Origin of the sequence: Paenibacillus sp. P22, from assembly GCF_000469945.2 — a bacterium.
Classification (GTDB): domain Bacteria; phylum Bacillota; class Bacilli; order Paenibacillales; family Paenibacillaceae; genus Paenibacillus_O; species Paenibacillus_O humicus.
In genome coordinates this window covers 46374-64213 of the sequence record NZ_CBRA020000086.1, presented here as the reverse complement: position 1 = coordinate 64213, position 17840 = coordinate 46374, and the positions used below count along the sequence as shown (strand labels likewise).

Here is a 17840-nt window from a genome sequence, read left to right as displayed (position 1 = left end):
GGGCGATGGAGGGAGCCGAAGCGGCCCATTTATTTTACAGAAATTGCATATGCCCTCCCGGCAGGAAAACAGGCGAAAAAGGTCGAAGTAAGGAGGCAAGCGACACTGCGCCCGTGCTGATTTGCTGCCGCCCCTTCAGGGGCTTGAGGCGGAGATAGGCAGGCGCGTTGACGAAGGAGCGGACTTTTCGATGCATAAACCCTGTTCTTGCGGCCATAAAATGAACATGAAATTAAGAACGGTTATCTACTCGAATAAAGTGGAAATCGACAATGTTCCCATTTATTCGTGCGCCGGCTGCGGCCGCAGCGAGGTGCTTCCCGAGGTGAAGCCGGATCTGACCGGCTTGATCGGCCAGCTTGGCGAAGAACCCGGCAAGCAGACCTTCTTGTTTAACGAGCTTAACGAGTGGGCAGATTTACTTGTAGAAGCTTCTTCGAAGCGAAAGAGTCCGGATCCAGCGGCTGTTCAGCAGATCGTCGGCGAACGGATCGATTCCTTGCTGGAGCTGCTGCTTATCGCGGGTTCGGTCGGAGACGAAGCATGGAGGCAGGAAATCGAGAAGAGGCTCGGCCAGCTGAGCCGCTGCATGATGCATACATAGCCGATGGAAGCCCGAAAGACCCCAGCCAGATAAACGACAATAAGGAGTGTGGCGTATGAGCAGCAAGCAATTGCACACGATGGAAGATTGGAAACAGATTTTGGAGCTGTCCCACGAGAAGCCGGTGCTCGTATTCAAGCACAGCACAAGCTGTTCGGTGAGCGCAGGCGCTATCGAGGAATGGACCCGCTGGCACGAAGGAAGCAAGGGAGAAGGAGTCGAGACGGCTCTCGTCCGCGTCATCGAGGAGCGTCCGGTATCCAATGTCATCGCCGAGGAGCTCGGGGTGAAGCATGCTTCTCCGCAAGCGATCCTGATCCGGAACGGCAAGGCGGAATGGAACACTTCCCATTGGAATATCACGGAAACGGCGCTGTCCGAGAATGCTCGCTGACATTGCATAAGCACGGTATTTGTCGTATGATTACCGTAATGTAAAGGGGTAAAGCCTGCCAATAAATTCGTTTACAATGGAGAGAAGGAACCGTGACTGTAACCATTTACGATGTAGCAAGAGAAGCGGGAGTGTCGATGGCTACGGTCTCCCGGGTCGTCAACAACAACCCCAATGTCAAGCCGCAGACCCGCAAGAAGGTCTATGAGGCGATTGAACGGCTCGGATACCGCCCGAATGCCGTAGCCAGGGGACTTGCGAGCAAGAAGACGACGACGGTCGGTGTCGTCATTCCCGACATCTCCAATTCCAACTTTGCCGAGGTTGCCCGCGGCATCGAAGACATCGCGAACATGTACCATTACAATATCATTCTTTGCAATGCGGACAAGCGCAAGGACAAGGAGATCCGCGTCATCAACACGCTTCTAGAGAAGCAGGTCGACGGTCTGCTGTTCATGGGCGGCGCCGTGACGGAGGAGCATCTCCAGGCGTTCAAGACGGCGAACGTGCCTGTCGTGCTCTGTGCGACGACGGACGAGCAGGGAATCATCGCGTCGGTGGACATCGACCATGAGGATGCCGCGCATGATGCGGTCAAGCATCTTCTGGACCAAGGGCATGCCGACATCGCCATGATCGGCGGCACTTTGCAGGATCCGTCGAACGGTTATGCGAGGTTCCACGGCTACAAACGCGCTTTGGAAGAGAACGGCATCGCCTACAGCGAGGACAGTGTCCGCATCGGGAATTACCGGTACGAGTCCGGAGTGGAGGCGATGAACCATTTCCTCGCCAAGGACAAGCTTCCGACAGCTGTATTCGCGGCAACGGACGAGATGGCTATCGGGGCTATCCATGCGATTCAGGACAAAGGACTCAAAGTGCCGCATGACATCTCCGTCATCAGCGTGGACAACAGCCGCATGGCTTCCATGGTGCGTCCGCAGCTGTCTGCGGTTGCCCAGCCGATGTATGACATCGGCGCCGTGTCGATGCGCCTGCTGACCAAGCTGATGAAAAAGGAGCCGGTCGAGCAGTCCAAGGTGATCCTCCCTCATGAGCTCGTCAAACGGCAGTCGGTAGGAGCTCCGAAGCAATGAGCATCTATCGCACGATCGGCATCATCGGAGCGATGGCAGAGGAGCTGGAGCTGCTTCACCGCCATGCGCAGATGGAATCGGAGACGGTCAAGGCCGGCCTCGTCTTTTATCGCGGGACGCTCCATGGCATGAACATCATCGCGGTCAAGTCCGGTGTCGGCAAGGTCAATGCCGCGGTATGCACGCAGGCGCTCATCGATCTGGGGGCGGAATGCATCCTCTTCACGGGCGTCGCAGGGGCTGTCGATTCCAGCCTGACGATCGGAGACATCGTCGTGTCCACCGCCTGCGTCCAGCATGATATGGACGTCACGGCGCTCGGCTTCGCTCCGGGGGCGATTCCTTACCAGGAAATCTCCGTCTTTCCGGCGGATGAGGAGCTGCGCAGTCTTGCTGTCCGGGCGAGCCGCGATGCGGTGAATGGCCGTGTGCTCGAAGGCGTCGTCCTGTCGGGCGACCAGTTCATCGCGAGCCGCGACAAGGTGCAGAGCCTTCGCGACGTCTTCCAGGGCGCCTGCGCCGAGATGGAAGGCGCTGCCGTCGCTCAAGTCGCGCATATGAACGGCATTCCCTATGTCGTGATCCGCTCCATGTCGGATCAGGCTGACGGCAGCGCGCATATGAATTTCGCCGAGTTCACCGTGCTGGCCGCCGGCCAGTCCTATGCCGTCATCGAAGGCATGGTGCGCAGTCTCCAGCAGGCTTGATCTTCGTTCGGCAGCCTCATTCTTCCCTTGGGAAGGATGGGGCTTTTTTTCAATTGCGCAGAAGGCTTTCCGAATGGCGGCAGCCTCCGTTCGAACGCGAGTGGTCTGTCCTGCCAGGAGGATGCGGCTGCTATAAGTCCTGAACGGCCAGTTCCCAGGCGGCGCGGTTCTGAAGGCGAATTTCTTCGCGCCTCGGCATAGGCTCCCAGATGTCGAGGGGATCGAGCCAATGTTCCGGCAGCGGCTCCGGACTAAGCGGCTGCCAGCGGCTCAGCCATTGCTCCGGGAGCGGAGCGGGGGAGGAAGGAGCGGCAGCGAGCCGGCTCGAGATCTCATGATCGGACATCGCCATCCAGACGAGCGACCAGGCTCTTGGAACGACCTTCCATAGATCGTATCCCCCGCCGCCGAGAGCGACCCAGCGTCCGCCGCAATGCTCGTGGGCGAGCTCATGGATGATGCGGGGCATCTCCAGATAAATCCTCATGCTGCAATGTATATGAGAGAGCGGATCGAAGGCATGCGCGTCGCAGCCGTGCTGGCTGACGATGAGATCCGGCTTGAACGCTCTGGCGACGCGAGTGATCGACTCCGAGAACGCCTCCAGCCACGATTCATCCTCCGTGTAAGGCTGCAGAGGGATGTTGCAGCAGGCTCCATATCCCTTGTCGATGCCCTTCTCGTGCGTGAAGCCGGTACCGGGGAACAAGTACTTGCCGGTCTCGTGGATGGAATACGTGAACACGTCGGGATCTTCATAGAAAGCGTACTGGACTCCGTCCCCATGATGGACGTCCGTATCGATATACAAAATCCGCGCCTTGTATTTGTCCTTCACGGCCGCGATAGCCACGGCAGCGTCGTTATAGACGCAGAAGCCGGAGCCATGGCCCGGAAACGCATGATGCAAGCCGCCTCCCATATGGTAGGCATGCAGCGCCCGCCCCGACATGACGGTCTCCGCCGCGAGGATGGAGCCGCCGCTGATGGCAGCGGCGGCCTCATGCATGCCTTCGAAGTAAGGCGTATCCTCCGTAGTCAGTCCGTAACGGGCAGCCAAGGCGAGGGAATCAGGATGCGGAGCCCGAACACTGAGCTTGCGGACCGCATCCATATAATCGGCGCGGTGAATCCTCTCGAGCTCGATGTCTTGCGCGGAATGCGCTTCCAAAACCATGTCGGGAGAAAGAGCGCCGGCCGTTTCAAGCAAGGAGCCTGCAAGCTCCAGACGAAGCGGGTTGAAGGGATGCTCATCATTGAATTTATACCGGCTCGCGCCGGATGAACGGATGAATAGGGCTGTATCCTTCATGATCTTCCTCCTGAGAGCGTCAGTACATGAACCGCTGCCTGAACCGGACCCGGTCGAACTGCTCCACGGAATCGAGCGGAACCTGCTTGCCGATGCGGACCATCAGGCAGTTGGCCGGATGCGAGCAGATTTCGGGATCGTCCGTCGCGTACCAGACCATGCCGACGGATTTCATCAGTTTCTCCATCATGGAGCGGTATTCCCAGATGCCGAGTCCCGTTCCTTCCAGATCCCAATGCCAATAATATTCGGTCGTATAAATAATGCTGTTCTCCAGCTGATCCTCCATGAACGCGAGCCGGATCATTTTCTTGCCCAGCCCGACCGAGCGGTATTCGGCTGCGACTTCTACCGCCCCGAGCTCGATCAGATCGTCCATGCCGCCTTCCGACCAGCGCTCGAGCTCGTCCGGATAGTGGAAGGTGACATAGCCTACGACGACATCTCCGTCCCGCGCCACGATGATGCGCCCTTCCGGCAAGCCGGCGATCTCCACCAGGGCGGTCTGCTGCTCGGCCGGCCGGCGGAATGCGTTCAGTCCCGGATGCATCGTCCAGTCCGCCAGGCGGCCGGGCTCGACGGGACCCTCTATATCCAAGCTTCTGCCTTGAAAAGGTATCGTTTGGGAATGGTAACGCTTGATATGTTCCAACGTTATCGCTCCTTCAAGCTTCTAGTGGCCAATCGGCAAGCCGTCTTTGCCTCTTATCACTTATAGCAGAAAAAAGTAGGGATGAAAAGGACGGTCCTTCCCCATGAGGGGGATTTTTCAAGCGAAAGGGGTAAATTTCGATAGAAGTAGGCGCATACATTTCCATTATGCTATACTAGTTAGCGACATGAACCGCGTTTCACCCTGTGTTTGAAAGCGCATCCGATTTCCATTTGCCCTAAAAGACGACGACTATGGAAGGTGATTAGCATGTCGATTGACCATCAGGAAAAGCTGGCTGTAACCGCGAAATCTCCCAATATGGCCGATTACGAGCAATGTTACCGGGACTTTGACTGGAGCGGGGTGGAGAAGCATTTCACCTGGCACGAGACCGGCAAGGTCAACATGGCGCATGAGGCTATCGACCGCCATATCGGAGAAGGCAGAGGGCAGAAGACCGCTCTGCATTACAGCGACCCGGAGCGGGATGAGTCGTATACCTTCGAGGAGCTCAGCCTGCTGTCGAACCGCTTCTCCAACGTTCTCCGCAAGCACGGCCTGGCCAAGGGAGACCGGCTTTTCATTTTCATGCCGCGCACTCCGGAGCTGTACGTAGCCCTACTCGGCTCGCTCAAGACCGGTGTCGTCGTAGGGCCTCTTTTCGAGGCCTTCATGGAGACGGCGGTCAAGGACAGGCTCGCGGACAGCGGAGCGGTGGCGATCGTGACGACGCCAGCGCTTCTTCCGCGCATCAAGCGCGACGAGCTGCCCGAGCTCAAGCATATTATCGTCGTCAGCCCGTCGGAGAACCCGGAGGGCACCATTTCCTACCACGAGGAAATGAAGGCGGCTTCCGACGAAGCCGAGATCGAATGGGTGGACCGCGAGGACGGACTTCTTCTCCACTATACTTCCGGTTCTACCGGCAAGCCGAAGGGCGTCTACCACGTCCATAACGCCATGATCCAGCATTACCACACCGGCCGGGTCGTCCTTGACCTCAAGGAAGACGACGTCTACTGGTGCACGGCCGACCCGGGCTGGGTGACGGGAACGTCCTACGGCATTTTCGCGCCATGGCTCAACGGAGCGACGAACGTCATCCGCGGCGGCCGGTTCAGTCCTCAGGACTGGTACACGACGATCCAGCGTTATGGCGTCACGGTATGGTACAGCGCGCCGACCGCCTTCCGGATGCTGATGGGGGCAGGAGACGACGTGTCGACCCAGTTCGACCTGTCCTCCCTGCGCCATGTGCTCAGCGTCGGCGAGCCGCTGAATCCGGAAGTGGTCCGCTGGGGCCTTAAGGTCTATGGCCAGCGCATCCATGATACGTGGTGGATGACCGAAACCGGCGGACAGCTGATCTGCAACTATCCGGCGATGGAGATCAAGCCGGGCTCCATGGGTCGTCCGCTGCCGGGCGTCCAAGCGGCGATCATCGACGATTCCGGCAGCGAGCTGCCGCCGTTCCAGATGGGCAATCTGGCGATCCGCACGCCATGGCCGTCCATGATGCGCGCGGTCTGGAACAATCCTTCCAAATACGAGGAATACTTCCACATTCCGGGCTGGTATATTTCCGGAGATTCGGCTTATCGGGACGATGAAGGCTACTTCTGGTTCCAGGGACGGATCGACGACGTCATCAACACCTCCGGCGAGCGGGTCGGCCCGTTCGAGGTGGAGAGCAAGCTCGTGGAGCATCCGGCTGTCGCCGAAGCCGGCGTCATCGGCAAGCCCGACCCGATGCGCGGCGAGATCATCAAGGCGTTCATCTCGCTGCGCGAAGGCTTCGAGCCTTCCGACGAGCTGAAGGCGGACATCGCCCGCTTCGTCAAAATCGGCCTGTCGGCGCATGCGTCCCCGCGCGAGATCGAATTCAAGGATAAGCTTCCGAAGACGCGCAGCGGCAAAATCATGAGGCGCGTACTGAAGGCTTGGGAACTGAATCTGCCTACAGGCGATCTTTCCACCATTGAAGACTAAACAAGAGCAACAGCCTCCCGGCGGATTTGCCGGGAGGCTGTTTTTTCGCAGAATGAGGAGGATGGCAACAAAAAAAACGCCCCGTCGGGGCGTTTTTTTTTGTCGGGCCAGACAGGCTGCGAAACCTGCCTGATCGATCAGGAGCCGTAAACGACGGCTGAAGAGTAAGGAGAAGCTCCGGCGGCGTTGACCGCATTGATCCGGTACGTGCCGGCCGTGCTGGCCATCGTAGCCGAGAAGCTGTTGGTCGTAGCGGAGCCGATGCTTTGATAGTTCCCGTCATTGTTGGGGCTGTAGTACACCTCATAACGGGTAACTCCTTCGGTATCGGCATTCAACGTCCAGCTCAGGTTGACCGTCTTGCCGTCGACGGATACATTCAGACCGGAAGGAGCGGACGGAGGGGCTGCTCCTGGAGCTGGCGTACCGGGGTCCGGAGGCGTGACGCCTCCGGGGTTGTCGGTGCCGGCACCGACATTGTCGCCGCCTTGGCCGGTATCGCCGGGAACTCCGGGAAGGGCCGCGCCAAACGGGCTTACGGTCGCGCTTGGCGCCGACTCATGGCCGCCTACGTCCACTGCGGTCACGTAGTAGGACGACAGCAGGGAGCCGGAATGATCCGAGAAGGACAGCGTGCTGCCCGTCAGGATGGATTCTCCATGCTTGCTGAAGCCGAGTCCTTGCGAGCGGTACAGCCGGTAGCCGACGACATCCTTTTCGGGGCTTGCCGCGAAGGAAATCCGGTAAGCGCCGTTCACCGCTTCCAGCGATACGTTCGATGGGGCGGAAGGAGCGGCGCCGTCGTCTCGACGCGGGTCGACCATCGTCGGCGCGTCGTCGGTCGCATCCTTGGGGATGAAGGCCGACAGCGGCCTGCGGTATTCGGCCGGCATAGCTTGCTGGGCTTTGTTGATTTCGTCCATCAGCTCGCCAAGCGGCTTTTCCCTCTTGATGACGGTTTTCGTGAAGACGAAGTCCGATGGAGTCGTGTCCTGGGCGATGTAATTGACGCCGTTGTACGTAATGAAGGACATGCTGCCGAGAACGTTGTCCACTTTGGTCGGCACGTATTTCTTGTTGAACCAGTCGGTGACGAGCAGGCCGCGGGAGCGGATCAGATCGCTCGGCAGCATCCCGCTGACGGTCGAAACGGTCGCTTTGACGAGCCCGTCCGGTTTGGGGAACGCCTCGGTCTTGAACAGCTCGGGCCTGTCGGCGACCGTCTGGTTCATGATTTCGGTCCAGAGCGAGCGCGCCCTGGAATGGGAGTCCTTGAGGAGCACGTTCTTCTGCTCCTTGTAGCCGGCCCATACGCCCAGCGTGATGTCCGGCGTGAAGCCCATGAACCAGACGTCGCCATAGCTCTGGGTGGAGCCGGTCTTGCCTGCGATCGGAATCTTTCCGTAGGATTTGAAGCCGCTCGTCAGGCTGTGAGCCGTGCCGCTTGCATCCGAGATGACCGTGCGCAGCATGTCTGTCATCAGGAAAGCGGTCTGCTCGGAATAAACGCGCTTCGGCTTGAGCTCGTGCTGATAGACGATATGGCCTTCCGAATCCACGATCTTGCTGATCATGAACGGCTCATTGTAGACGCCGCCGTTCGGAATGGTCGCATAGGCATCCGTCAGCTCTTCGACGGTCACGCCCTTGCTCAGGCCGCCGATGACACCCGTTTGAGCGTTGTCGTCGCTAGGCTGCAGGGTCGAAATGCCGAGAGAGCGGGCAAAATCCCATGCCTTCGGAATGGTCACCTTGTCCAGGAACAGCTTGAGGGCCGGCGTGTTCAACGAGCGGTTGAGAGCTTCGCGTGCCGTCACGAGACCGTTGAACTTCTTGTTCGCGTTCATCGGAATATGGAAGCCCTTCTGGCCGTCCTTGAGAATGATCGGCGAGTCGTCGATGACGCTGGCCGGCTGGACGAGCCCGGCCTCGAGTGCCGGCAGATAGGCGCCGATCGGCTTCATCGCGGAGCCTGGCTGGCGCGTCATCTGCGTCGCGTAGTTCATCTGCTCGATGTTGAAGTCGCGCCCTTCCATCATGCCGAGAATGGCGCCGCTGCGGTGGTCGATCATGATCGCGGCGGCCTGTTCGGGGCCCTTTGTCTTGCTGGCCGGTCCGAAGTTGTCCGGGTTGCTCGCGACTTCGCGCATGTTGTTGTAGATGACCTTGTCGATCGTCGTGAACACCCGGTAGCCGGAGCGGAGCAGCTGCTCGCGCGCGCTGGCCAGAATTTCGGAATTTTCCGTCTTGGCCAGATCGCTCTTCTTGAGATTGGGGTTCTGCTTCATGGCGAGAATCGTTGCCGCTTCCCGCTCCGTCTCGAGCATCAGGTAAGGGAAGGTGTTGTAAGCCTTCTCCTTATGCGGGGCGAGCGTGCTCTTGAGATCGAAGGCGATCGCCTCGTCGTATTGGGCCTGGGTGATGCGGCCGGTGACGAGCATGCGGGACAGGACGATTTTTTGCCTTGCCGTGGCTCTCCGGAATCCGTCCGGGTTGAATACGCCCTTCCCGTTGAAGGCCGAATAGGACGACGGCAGCTGCGGAAGGCCTGCCAGATAGGCGGATTGAGCCAGATTGAGCTTGCTGAGATCGGAGATGTTGAAGATTCCGATCGCCGCGGACTTGATTCCATACAGATTGTAGCCGGATGAACCGTTGCCGAACGGCATTTTGTTCAGATAAGCCGCGAGGATCTGGTCCTTGGTCAAATATCTCTCCATCCGGATGGAGAGCAGGATTTCCTTGACCTTGCGCGCATCGGTGCGGTCGAGGCTGAGGAATACCCTTCTTGCCACCTGCTGGGTGAGCGTGCTGCCGCCGGTCTGGCTGCTTTCATTGAGCAGCTTCTGCTTGACGGCGCGCCCGAAGCCCATGTAGTCGATTCCGATATGGGAATAAAAATTGCTGTCTTCCGTCGACAACAGGGCGTCGATGACGGATTGCGGGATGTTCTGCAGGTCGACGAGACGCCTGTCCTCGTCGGTCCTGAGCTGTCCTACGGGGGTTGTCCCGTCGTTGAAATAAACGAAGCCGGTCAGGGCATTCTCGTTGACCATGGCTTCCAGCTCGCTGCCGGGCCGGACAGGATCGTCCTTGACCAGGGCGGCCACATATCCGGTCGCGATGCCGCCGGCAAACAATGCGCCGGTAATGCCGAAGATAATCAGCCATTTCGCCGTGATCCACACGACGAGACCGAACGTCCTCCAGCCGCTGCGCCCGGGAGCTTGTTCATGCTCTTGAGCCATATGTACCTTTCCTCCTCCAAGTAAGCACAGCTATTATAGCACATGTCGCCGGAACCCGGCACCAGATGTCATTTCCATCGTTGAAATCTCCCCTTTTCCGGCTGTTGCTGCCGAAGCTTGGAAGTTGACACTCCTCGCGGGGCATGATATAACTTGCAAAACGATTCCGCACGGCTCGGAGGAGCCGGCGGACCATACGGCCAACGGCGTGGATGGGCATCCAGTAGCCGGACGGCAGGCGTTCACAGAGACCCGGTGGCAGGTGCGAACCGGGACGCCCCGTCCGCGCGAATTACAGCCCTGAGCCGGCCGGGGGAACCGCGGGCTGCCAGCCCGGCGCGTAGCCCGGTCCCGGAAGCAGCCTTCCGTTATGTTCAACGAAGTGGGAATCCATTTGGCTTTGCCTGTCATAGCATGCGCAGGCGGAGCGGATTCCAACAAGGGTGGTACCGCGAGCTAATCCTTCTCGTCCCTTCGGACGAGAAGGATTTTTTGCGTTTTCAGCGCCGCAGGCGCCCATCAGAGAAAGGGGAGCACAGAAAATGAACCAGCAGGAGAACATGGAGCGGAGCGGGCAGCGTCCCGGACCGAAGCTGACTTCGGAGCAGCGGCAGGAGGTTGCGCGGCAGCTGGCGATTCTCGCAAGGGGAACGGCCGAGATCATCCCGGAGAGCGGCCTTCGGGAGAAGCTGGAGGAATCGGTGGCGGCCGGCATTCCGCTCAAGGTGAAGCTGGGACTGGATCCTTCGGCTCCGGATATTCATATCGGCCATACTGTCGTGCTCCAGAAGCTGCGGCAGTTCCAGGAATGCGGACATGAGGTCCAGCTGCTCATCGGGGATTTCACCGGCCGGATCGGCGATCCGTCGGGCAAGTCGGAAACCCGCAAGGCTTTGTCCGAGGAGGATGTCCGGCGCAACGCCCAGACATACAAGGATCAGATTTTCAACGTGCTCGATCCGGAGCGGACGACGGTCTGCTTCAACTCCGAATGGCTGTCGCCGCTCACCTTCAATGAAGTCATCGGCCTCGCGGCCAAATCGACGGTTGCCCGCATGCTGGAACGGGACGACTTCACGAAGCGGTACAAATCCAACCTGCCGATCAGCATCCACGAGTTTTTCTACCCTCTTATGCAGGGATACGATTCGGTCGCCCTAGAGACGGACATCGAGCTGGGCGGAACCGACCAGAAGTTCAATCTCCTCATGGGCAGAAGCCTGCAGAAGGAATACGGCAAGCGGCAGCAGACCGCCATCACGATGCCGATCCTCGAAGGGCTCGACGGCGTTCAGAAAATGAGCAAGAGCCTCGGCAATTACATCGGCATCCAGGAGGAGCCGGACCAAATTTTCGGCAAAGCGATGAGCATACCGGACGGCCTCATGCCCAAATATTTCGAGCTGGCCACGGATCTGGACTCGGATCGCTTGGCCGCCGTCTCATCCGGATTGGCAGACGGCACCTTGCATCCGAGGGATGCCAAGCTGATGCTGGCTCACTCCCTCGTCCGCCTGTTCCATGGAACGGAAGCGGCTGACTTCGCCGAATCGCGTTTCCGCGCGATATTCTCCGAAGGCGCCTTGCCGGATGATATCGAGGAGGCCGTCCTGCAGGCGGCAGAGCTTGAAGAGGGCAAGATCCGGCTCGTAAAGCTTCTCACCGTCCTGGATTTGCTGCCGTCGGGCAGCGAAGCCCGCCGAAGCGTCCAGCAAGGAGCCGTCAAGCTCAACGGGGTTAAGCTGGAGGATGTCTCGGCGGTCGTGGAGCCGCAAGAAGGGGATGTCCTGCAAGCCGGCAAACGGCGCATGGCGCGGATTCGGATTCAATTGTAGCGGCTGTCCGAAATTTTCAACAAGAAAATGTCTAAGTTGTGAAACAAATGGCCGATTGCAACGTATAGAGTACCGGGCAGTTAACATTAGATGCCAAATATGGGGAGGTGCGGGATGGAAACGGTTTACCTGTCATGCCTTGCCTTCGGCGTCCTGTTCGCCATCGTAAGCGTAGTGCTGGGGGATATTCTGGGCTCTTTCCTGGACGGGGCGCTCGATTTCCTGTCCGTGGACGGTCATCATATTTTCCAGCCGGCTGCCGCTGCCGGCGCCGTTACGGCATTCGGCGGAGCGGGGCTTATGATGGAGAAGTATTCGAGCCTCCCGGCCTCCGGCATTGCGCTTCTGTCCGTCCTCGCTGCGGCGGGTTGCTCCTTGCTCGTGTTCTTCCTGTATGTCAGGCCGATGCAGAACTCCGAATCCACTTCGGGGTACTCCATGCAGGAGCTGGGCGGATCGATCGGCGAGGTGCTGACGGCCATTCCGGCCCGCGGCTGCGGCGAAGTGCTGGTCCGGATCGGAGCGGGAGTGACGAACCATACGGCCGAAAGCTTCGACGGCACCGATATTCCAACCGGAAGCAAAGTCGTCGTCGTCGAAGTGAAGCCGGATGCCTTGGCGGTATCCATTTTGAAATGAGAGAGGGGAAATGGGTTTGATTCCAGATTATTTGGTTATTCCTGCTATCGTTGTCGGTGTCATTGTCGTACTGGGTCTTGCGTTCTGGGCAAGGTACAAGACGGTCAGCCCGGATGAGGCGATGATCGTCACGGGTACGTTCCTCGGATCGAGCAACGTCGCATCCGACGATTCGGGCCGCAAAATCAAGATCGTCCGCGGCGGAGGCGCCTTCATCCTGCCGGTATTCCAGCGGGCGGAGTTCTTGTCGCTTCTGTCCATGAAGCTGGACGTATCCACCCCCGAGGTGTATACGGAGCAGGGCGTGCCGGTCATGGCGGACGGAGTCGCCATCATCAAGATCGGCGGCTCGGTCGAGGATGTGGCGACGGCAGCCGAGCAGTTCATGGGCAAGCCGGTTGAAGCTCTGAAGTCGGAAGCCCAGGAAGTTCTCGAGGGCCATCTGCGGGCGATTCTCGGCTCCATGACGGTAGAGGAAGTGTACCGCAACCGGGACCGTTTCGCCCAGGAGGTTCAATCCGTAGCGGCCAAGGACCTGAAGAAGATGGGCCTGCAGATCGTCTCCTTCACGATCAAGGATCTGCGCGACAAGCATGGCTACCTCGATGCGCTCGGCAAGCCGCGGATCGCCGCGGTCAAGCGGGATGCCGAAATCGCCGAGGCGCAGGCGGTTCGCGATGCCCGAATTCAGAAAGCCCAAGCCGAAGAGGAAGGGCAGAAGGCGGAGCTGCTGCGCGATACGAATATCGCAGAGGCTTCCAAGGAGAACCAGCTCAAGGTCGCTTCATTTAAAAAGGACCAGGATACGGCCAAGGCCGATGCCGATCAGGCGTATACGATCCAGGAAGCCCGGATCAAGCAGCAGGTCGTGGAGGAGCAGATGAAGGTCGAGCTCGTCCGCAAGGAACGCGAGATCGATCTCGAGACCAAGGAAATCCTTCGCCGCGAGAAGCAGTACGATTCCGAAGTGAAGAAAAAAGCCGACGCCGATCGTTATGCGGTGGAGCAGGCCGCCGAGGCGGAAAAGGCCAAGCAGATCAACGCGGCGGACGCCACGAAGTATCGGATCGAAGCCGAGGCCCGCGCCAACGCGGAGCAGAAACGGCTGGCAGGCCAGGCGGAAGCCGACGCCCAGCGGGCCAAAGGCACAGCCGAAGCCGAAGTCATCCGGCTGCGCGGTCTGGCCGAAGCGGAAGCCAAGGAAAAGCTGGCGCAGGCGTTCGAGAAGTTCGGCGAAGCGGCCGTGCTCGACATTATCGTCAAGATGCTGCCGGAGCTGGCCGGCAAGGTTGCCGAGCCGATCAAGTCGATCGACAAGCTGACGGTTGTCGATACGGGCAATGGAGCCGGAGCGGCCCGTCTCAGCAACTATGTGACGGATCTGATGGCGACAGCGCCGGAAATGCTGAAGAGCGTCGCCGGAATCGACGTCAATGCCCTGATGAAAAGCCTAACTTCCCGCGTTCCGGCGGCAGGCGTGAAGCCGGCGGCTGCTGATATCCCAGCGCTGCCGTCCGATGCGGCAGCTGCGATGGCTGCGGCAGCCTCGGAGGCATCCGTCAAGGAATAAGAAGAACCGGATGCAGCGGTCATATGAAGGAGAAAAACCCCCTTGCGGCAATCGCAAGGGGGTTTTTCGGGTCTCTTCCGAAGAAGAGAAGCCGGTATTAGCGGCTGTAGAACTCGACGATTTGCTTCTCGTCGATGTCGGAGCTCAGCTCGCCGCGCTCTGGCAGGCGAACGTACTTGCCTTCCATAGCCGTTTCGTTGAACTCGATGTAGCTAGGAAGGTGATGACGGCCTTCCATGGCTTCTTTGATCGATTTCATGCTGCGGCTGCGTTCGCGCAGGCCGATCACGTCGCCAGGCAGTACTTGGTAGGAAGCGATGTCGACTTTTTTGCCGTTGACCGTGACGTGGCCGTGGGCAACGAGCTGGCGAGCGCCCGGGCGGGAGTTCGCGAAGGCAAGGCGGTAAACCAGGTTGTCCAGGCGGGACTCAAGCAGGAACATGAAGTTCTCGCCGGAGATGCCTTTCAGCTTGGAAGCCTTGTCGAACAGGTTGCGGAATTGCTTCTCGTTGACTCCGTACATGTGGCGGAGTTTTTGCTTCTCAGCCAGCTGCAGGCCGTAGCCGCTCACTTTTTTGCGCTGGTTCGGACCGTGTTGACCCGGTGCGAAGTTGCGCTTGAGTTCTTTGCCGGTGCCGCTCAGGGAAATGCCGAGACGACGGCTGAGTTTAAACTTGGGACCTGTATAACGTGACATATTGGGTGTAACTCCTTCTTCAAATGGAATGTTTGAAAAGGGTCCAATGATTTCGCCGGATGCTGCACGGACATGGACAAGCCATGACCCCGAAGGACTAGTTCAGCCGCTGGCCCTCCAGCTGCAGCACCCCATGAGGGTGTCACAAAAACGTTGGCCTATATTCAACAACTAATTTTATAGGAATCAGGCATCCAGTGTCAAGCCGAATCCCGTTGCGGAAAGCTTGCTTCGCATATTAGTTGTTGCGGGTTGGAAATGCTAGTGGAAACGAGCGGAGGTTGGAATGACATGGAATGGAAGCGGGCAGGAACGGTTGCCGCCGGAACGGGCGCGATTCTGGCTATAACCTTGGGCGGCTGCGCGGCTATGCAGGCGGACCGTACGCCGGAGGAGCTGTTCAGCCTTGCCGTGTCGGGGCTGGCGGCTCAGGACAGCTACAGCTTCAGCGGCTTCTCCACATCGGCCGGCAGCTCCGCGGCCAAGACGCAGTTCAAGGGAGAGGTGCAGCGGCATGAAGGAGTTCGGCTGCTGGAGAGCAGAGAGGGAGAAGCGGACATGCTGGAAACCGAAGGCGGAATTCCGGCCGGATACAATCCGGCATGGCTGCTGGGCCGGCTGCTGGACAGCAAGGCGGCCGTCGCTCTGGACGCTGCCAATTCGGAGGCAGGCCGCGCTGTTCTCATCATCCGTCCGAACCCGGCAGAAGCCGGGAGGATATGGCGCAGCCGGCTTCAGGACCAATGGAGCCGCATCGAGAGCAGCTCCCCGGAGGACAGCGAGGTGTGGGGGCGGCTGGACGGCTCCCGGCAGGCGGAGCTGAAGCGGGAATGGAACCGGGAGCTTATGCGCAGCGCCGGACAGTGGCAGGAAATGATGGATTCCTTATCCGCGGACTCCTCGTATACTCTCGTCGTCGACCGCAGCCAGCTCGTGCCATTGAAATTGGCCGAAAACGCGGATCTTCATTATAGATTGGACGGGAACAAGGCCGATGAGCAGAGAAAGACGGAGTTTCTGTTCCAATTGAATCATTAGTGCAATAACGCATGACCGTGCAACAGAAGAGGCGTTCATGATAGGATGGTTCGCGTAAAAAGTTTTTTAGATCGAAGGGAGATTCAACCGTTCATGCGTGATCCTAGACTTCAAACACTCGCCGCGAATCTGGTGAGCCATTCCGTCCAAGTGCAGCCTGGCGAAAACATCCTGATCGACTTGATCGGAAGCGAGCTTGAGCTCGGCAAGTGCCTCATCGAGGAAGTGGTCAAGCGCGGCGGCCGTCCATTCGTGGAAACAAGCGACCGTTCCATCCTGCGCTCCCTGCTGCAAAATGCCTCCAAGGAGCAGATCGAGCTGTGGTCCAAGCTCGACCAGGAAAGAATGAGCCAGATGCAAGGCTACATAGGCGTCCGGTCGGGAGAGAACGTCAACGAGCTGGCCGATGTGCCGGAAGAAAGCATGAGGATGTACCAGCAGCTCTACTCTCACCCGGTCCACTCCGAAATCCGGGTGAAGCGTACCAAATGGGTCGTGCTCCGCTATCCGAGCGCATCGATGGCGCAGCTGGCCAAGATGAGCACCGAGGCGTTCGAGGACTTCTACTTCAATGTGTGCAATCTGGATTACAGCAAGATGGAAGCAGCGATGACGCCGCTCAAGCAGCTCATGGACCGCACCGACCGCGTGCGCATCACCGGACCGGGCACGGATCTCAGCTTCTCCATCAAGGGAATCGGATCCGTGAAATGCGCGGGCGAGCGCAACATTCCCGACGGCGAGCTGTACACAGCTCCGATCCGCGATTCCGTGCAAGGTACGATTACGTACAATACGCCCAGCGTGAATTCCGGCGTGACCTTCGACAACATCTCCTTCACGTTCGAGAACGGACGCATCGTCAAGGCGACCTCCAACAACACCGGCCGCATCAACGAAATTCTCGATACGGACGAAGGAGCCCGTTATATCGGCGAGTTCAGCCTCGGCTTCAATCCGTACATTCTGCATCCGATGAACGATACCCTGTTCGACGAGAAGATCGCGGGCTCGCTGCACTTCACGCCGGGTCAAGCGTACGAGGAGGCCGACAACGGCAACCGTTCCGCCGTCCACTGGGATCTCGTTCTCATCCAGCGTCCGGAATACGGCGGCGGCGAAGTGTATTTCGACGACGTGCTGATCCGCAAGGACGGCCTCTTCGTCCTGCCGGAACTGGAAGGCCTGAATCCGGACAGCTTGAAATAATCCGATTCGATTCCGACTGCGTTTGCGGGGCTCTAATTGAGGTTAAATTTTACATGTTCCATCTTGAATGGGCATCCTGATTCAGTTATGATGAAGGAAACGTTTTCTTTATCGACTTCTTACAAGGAGGAATCCCTATGTCCAACAATGCGGCTATCGTAGAAATTTCCCAAATTGCAAGCCGGTTCCGCTCATCGATCGTCCTTCAGGCCGACAACAAGTACATCGATGTGAAGAGCATCCTGGGCTTGTTCACGACGTTGGTCGGAGGCCATTCCTATGAGCTTCACGTTCACGGGCCTGATGCCGACGAAGCGAAAGCAGCCCTTTCCGAGGCTTTCTCGAAGCATAACCTCGACGTGAAAGTCATCGGCGAGTAGCTTCATTCAGCAGCTATCGATAAGCCCGGCCGCGCATTCGGCCGGGCTTATTTTCATGGGCTTGTTCCTGCAATGACCTTGTGTATTGGACAGAGATCGTCTAATATTAAAGATACTATCGTAACATGAAGACGGCGAGACATCCGCACAGGGGGGGGAAACTATGTCTTCACCGGAAGTCCTGGTCCATCTGCATCAGAAGGCGGTTCAACTGCTGCAGGATGACGCGAACAAAATCGAGAAGCTGATTGAGGTTCAGATGGAGAATCTTGCTACCCGCAAGTGCCCTCTGTACGAAGAAGTCCTCGATACCCAGATGTACGGCTTCTCGCGGGAAGTTGACTTTGCCGTAAGGGCGGGGCTTATCGATGAGGCCGCTGGCAAAGCGATCATCAGCCGGCTCGAGCGCAACCTTGCCCAACTGTATGAAGCGCTGGACCAAAAGTCTCAGCTCCTATAG

General features: G+C 58.6%; 16 protein-coding genes. 12 read left to right on the top strand and 4 right to left on the bottom strand.

Annotated elements, in window-relative coordinates; all coding sequences use genetic code 11:
• Nucleotides 1-220: 220 nt before the first annotated feature.
• From BN871_RS13590 to BN871_RS13575, 4 genes are all read left to right on the top strand, one after another.
• Nucleotides 221-604 carry a hypothetical protein gene (locus BN871_RS13590; protein ID WP_332310158.1) on the top strand — a complete coding sequence of 128 codons (384 nt, stop codon included), beginning with the start codon at nucleotides 221-223 and terminating at the stop codon, nucleotides 602-604.
• Between the two features lie 55 nt (nucleotides 605-659).
• A complete protein-coding gene (gene ytxJ, locus BN871_RS13585; RefSeq protein WP_048746595.1) occupies nucleotides 660-998 on the top strand; it encodes a bacillithiol system redox-active protein YtxJ in 339 nt (112 codons plus the stop codon).
• A gap of 92 nt (nucleotides 999-1090) precedes the next feature.
• Nucleotides 1091-2101 (top strand): catabolite control protein A, encoded by a 1011-nt coding sequence (gene ccpA, locus BN871_RS13580; RefSeq protein ID WP_048746593.1) that lies wholly within the window; start codon nucleotides 1091-1093, stop codon nucleotides 2099-2101.
• Nucleotides 2098-2808, top strand: coding sequence for a 5'-methylthioadenosine/adenosylhomocysteine nucleosidase (locus tag BN871_RS13575; RefSeq protein WP_021878350.1), 711 nt, complete (start codon nucleotides 2098-2100; stop codon nucleotides 2806-2808). Before ccpA ends, BN871_RS13575 begins: the two co-directional genes overlap by 4 nt.
• Before the next feature lie 130 nt (nucleotides 2809-2938).
• On the opposite strand, the gene BN871_RS13570 is transcribed toward BN871_RS13575, so the two are convergent.
• Nucleotides 2939-4120, bottom strand: coding sequence for an acetoin utilization protein AcuC (locus tag BN871_RS13570; RefSeq protein ID WP_048746591.1), 1182 nt, complete (start codon nucleotides 4118-4120; stop codon nucleotides 2939-2941).
• A gap of 19 nt (nucleotides 4121-4139) precedes the next feature.
• Nucleotides 4140-4772 carry a GNAT family N-acetyltransferase gene (locus BN871_RS13565; protein WP_048746590.1) on the bottom strand — a complete coding sequence of 211 codons (633 nt, stop codon included), beginning with the start codon at nucleotides 4770-4772 and terminating at the stop codon, nucleotides 4140-4142.
• 270 nt (nucleotides 4773-5042) lie between these two features.
• On the opposite strand from BN871_RS13565, the gene acsA reads away from it, so the two are divergent.
• The gene (acsA, locus tag BN871_RS13560; protein ID WP_048746588.1) at nucleotides 5043-6764 is read left to right on the top strand and encodes an acetate--CoA ligase; all 1722 of its coding nucleotides are present in this window, start codon (nucleotides 5043-5045) and stop codon (nucleotides 6762-6764) included.
• A 137-nt stretch (nucleotides 6765-6901) separates the two neighbouring features.
• Here acsA and BN871_RS13555 read toward each other — a convergent pair whose 3' ends face one another.
• A complete protein-coding gene (locus tag BN871_RS13555) occupies nucleotides 6902-10012 on the bottom strand; it encodes a transglycosylase domain-containing protein (RefSeq protein ID WP_048746586.1) in 3111 nt (1036 codons plus the stop codon).
• Nucleotides 10013-10554: 542 nt separating this feature from the next.
• On the opposite strand from BN871_RS13555, the gene tyrS reads away from it, so the two are divergent.
• The 3 genes from tyrS to BN871_RS13540 all read left to right on the top strand — a co-directional run bounded on the left by tyrS (nucleotide 10555) and on the right by BN871_RS13540 (nucleotide 14056).
• Nucleotides 10555-11847, top strand: a complete 1293-nt coding sequence (gene tyrS, locus BN871_RS13550; RefSeq protein ID WP_048746585.1) for a tyrosine--tRNA ligase — start codon at nucleotides 10555-10557, stop codon at nucleotides 11845-11847.
• Nucleotides 11848-11961: 114 nt separating this feature from the next.
• Nucleotides 11962-12486, top strand: coding sequence for an NfeD family protein (locus tag BN871_RS13545; protein ID WP_048746583.1), 525 nt, complete (start codon nucleotides 11962-11964; stop codon nucleotides 12484-12486).
• A 10-nt stretch (nucleotides 12487-12496) separates the two neighbouring features.
• Complete coding sequence (locus BN871_RS13540; protein WP_021878356.1) at nucleotides 12497-14056, top strand: flotillin family protein; 1560 nt, start codon at nucleotides 12497-12499, stop codon at nucleotides 14054-14056.
• Between the two features lie 97 nt (nucleotides 14057-14153).
• On the opposite strand, the gene rpsD is transcribed toward BN871_RS13540, so the two are convergent.
• The gene (gene rpsD / locus BN871_RS13535) at nucleotides 14154-14753 is read right to left on the bottom strand and encodes a 30S ribosomal protein S4 (protein WP_048746580.1); all 600 of its coding nucleotides are present in this window, start codon (nucleotides 14751-14753) and stop codon (nucleotides 14154-14156) included.
• Nucleotides 14754-15044: 291 nt separating this feature from the next.
• On the opposite strand from rpsD, the gene BN871_RS13530 reads away from it, so the two are divergent.
• The 4 genes from BN871_RS13530 to BN871_RS13515 all read left to right on the top strand — a co-directional run bounded on the left by BN871_RS13530 (nucleotide 15045) and on the right by BN871_RS13515 (nucleotide 17840).
• A complete protein-coding gene (locus BN871_RS13530; RefSeq protein ID WP_048746578.1) occupies nucleotides 15045-15791 on the top strand; it encodes a hypothetical protein in 747 nt (248 codons plus the stop codon).
• A 93-nt stretch (nucleotides 15792-15884) separates the two neighbouring features.
• The gene (locus BN871_RS13525) at nucleotides 15885-17000 is read left to right on the top strand and encodes an aminopeptidase (RefSeq protein ID WP_048746577.1); all 1116 of its coding nucleotides are present in this window, start codon (nucleotides 15885-15887) and stop codon (nucleotides 16998-17000) included.
• A gap of 137 nt (nucleotides 17001-17137) precedes the next feature.
• On the top strand, nucleotides 17138-17380 hold the full coding sequence (locus tag BN871_RS13520) for an HPr family phosphocarrier protein (RefSeq protein ID WP_021878361.1): 243 nt from the start codon (nucleotides 17138-17140) through the stop codon (nucleotides 17378-17380).
• Nucleotides 17381-17543: 163 nt separating this feature from the next.
• Nucleotides 17544-17840: a YlaN family protein gene (locus tag BN871_RS13515; RefSeq protein ID WP_021878362.1), complete on the top strand. Its 297-nt coding sequence runs from the start codon at nucleotides 17544-17546 to the stop codon at nucleotides 17838-17840.

What these genes read in the sequence shown, in the direction of transcription:
- BN871_RS13520 (WP_021878361.1), top strand. Translation starts at nt 17,138, where the DNA reads ATGTCCAACAATGCGGCTATCGTAGAAATTTCCCAAATTGCAAGCCGG.
- BN871_RS13525 (WP_048746577.1), top strand. Translation starts at nt 15,885, where the DNA reads ATGCGTGATCCTAGACTTCAAACACTCGCCGCGAATCTGGTGAGCCAT.
- acsA (WP_048746588.1), top strand. Translation starts at nt 5,043, where the DNA reads ATGTCGATTGACCATCAGGAAAAGCTGGCTGTAACCGCGAAATCTCCC.
- tyrS (WP_048746585.1), top strand. Translation starts at nt 10,555, where the DNA reads ATGAACCAGCAGGAGAACATGGAGCGGAGCGGGCAGCGTCCCGGACCG.
- ytxJ (WP_048746595.1), top strand. Translation starts at nt 660, where the DNA reads ATGAGCAGCAAGCAATTGCACACGATGGAAGATTGGAAACAGATTTTG.
- BN871_RS13515 (WP_021878362.1), top strand. Translation starts at nt 17,544, where the DNA reads ATGTCTTCACCGGAAGTCCTGGTCCATCTGCATCAGAAGGCGGTTCAA.
- BN871_RS13545 (WP_048746583.1), top strand. Translation starts at nt 11,962, where the DNA reads ATGGAAACGGTTTACCTGTCATGCCTTGCCTTCGGCGTCCTGTTCGCC.
- BN871_RS13555 (WP_048746586.1), bottom strand. Translation starts at nt 10,012, where the DNA reads ATGGCTCAAGAGCATGAACAAGCTCCCGGGCGCAGCGGCTGGAGGACG.
- BN871_RS13530 (WP_048746578.1), top strand. Translation starts at nt 15,045, where the DNA reads ATGGAATGGAAGCGGGCAGGAACGGTTGCCGCCGGAACGGGCGCGATT.
- BN871_RS13570 (WP_048746591.1), bottom strand. Translation starts at nt 4,120, where the DNA reads ATGAAGGATACAGCCCTATTCATCCGTTCATCCGGCGCGAGCCGGTAT.
- rpsD (WP_048746580.1), bottom strand. Translation starts at nt 14,753, where the DNA reads ATGTCACGTTATACAGGTCCCAAGTTTAAACTCAGCCGTCGTCTCGGC.
- BN871_RS13575 (WP_021878350.1), top strand. Translation starts at nt 2,098, where the DNA reads ATGAGCATCTATCGCACGATCGGCATCATCGGAGCGATGGCAGAGGAG.
- BN871_RS13540 (WP_021878356.1), top strand. Translation starts at nt 12,497, where the DNA reads ATGGGTTTGATTCCAGATTATTTGGTTATTCCTGCTATCGTTGTCGGT.
- BN871_RS13590 (WP_332310158.1), top strand. Translation starts at nt 221, where the DNA reads ATGAACATGAAATTAAGAACGGTTATCTACTCGAATAAAGTGGAAATC.